Source organism: Mycobacterium sp. IDUB_37, from assembly GCF_055419245.1.
Genome location: NZ_JBVAXG010000030.1, coordinates 1 through 1,193, shown reverse-complemented (window position 1 = coordinate 1,193; position 1,193 = coordinate 1). Strand labels below are relative to the sequence as shown.

1 protein-coding gene is annotated in these 1,193 nt (G+C 65.0%); it reads left to right on the top strand.

What is annotated here, in order from left to right:
* Nucleotides 1–15: 15 nt before the first annotated feature.
* The coding region (locus tag ACZY1I_RS32150; protein WP_463761698.1) for an acyltransferase domain-containing protein at nucleotides 16–1,193 on the top strand (1,178 nt) is incomplete at its 3' end.

Sequence of the window (1,193 nt, the reverse complement as noted above, 5' to 3'; positions counted from 1 at the left end):
GCTGCGGTGTTGGTGTTGGAGCGGCTTAGTGATGCGCAGCGCAATGGTCATCGGGTGTTGGCGGTGATTGCGGGGTCGGCGATTAATCAGGATGGTGCGTCGAATGGGTTGACGGCGCCTAATGGGCCGGCGCAGCAGCGGGTGATTGCTGCGGCGGTGGCCAGTGCGGGTATTGGGTTTGATCAGGTTGATGTGGTTGAGGCGCATGGCACGGGGACGACGTTGGGTGATCCGATCGAGGCTGGTGCGTTGATCGCGACGTATGGGGCCAGTGGTGAGCGGGCGCATCCGTTGTGGTTGGGGTCGATCAAGTCCAATATCGGTCATACCCAGGCTGCTGCGGGTGTGGCGGGGATGATCAAGATGATCGCGGCGATCAATCATGGGAGTTTGCCGGCGACGTTGAATGTGGATCGGCCGAGTCCGCATATTGATTGGTCGGCGGGCACGGTGCGGTTGTTGACGGAGTCGGTGCCGTGGCCGCAGACCGATCATCCGCGGACCGCGGCGGTGTCGTCGTTCGGGATTTCGGGGACCAATGCGCATCTGATTTTGCAGCAGGCCCCGGTGGTGGTGGAGGAGTCTGCGCAGCCTGTCGAGGGTGGGGCGGGGTTCGGGGTGCCGATGTGGGCGTTGTCGGCGCGGACGCCGGCGGCGTTGGCGGCTTCGGCGGACCGGTTGCACCGGTATCTGGTGGATCGTCCTGAGCTGGATCCGGTGGATGTGGCGGCGAGTTTGGGGCGCACGCGTGCGCATCATTCGCGTCGGGCGGTGGTGACCGGGTCGGTGGCTGCTGGTGATGGGCGCGCGGAGTTGCTGGATGCGTTGGTGGCGTTGGGGGCGGGTCAGGCGCATCCGCAGGTGACGCAGCATCATTATCTGTCGCATCTGCGGGGCAAGACGGTGTTCGTGTTGCCGGGTCAGGGTGGTCAGTATCCGGGGATGGGCCGGGAGTTGTATGCCGCGCACCGGGTGTTCGCGGACACGGTCGATTTCTGTGATGAGGCGTTGCGGCCGATCACGGGGTGGTCGGTGCGGGCGGTGTTGCTGGGGGAGCCGGGGGCGCCGGCGTTGGAGCGGGTGGATGTGGTCCAGCCGGCGTTGTTCACGATGATGGTGTCGTTGGCGCAGGTGCTAGCGCATTACGGGATTGTTCCTGATGCGGTGATCGGTCACTCCCAAGGTGAGATCGC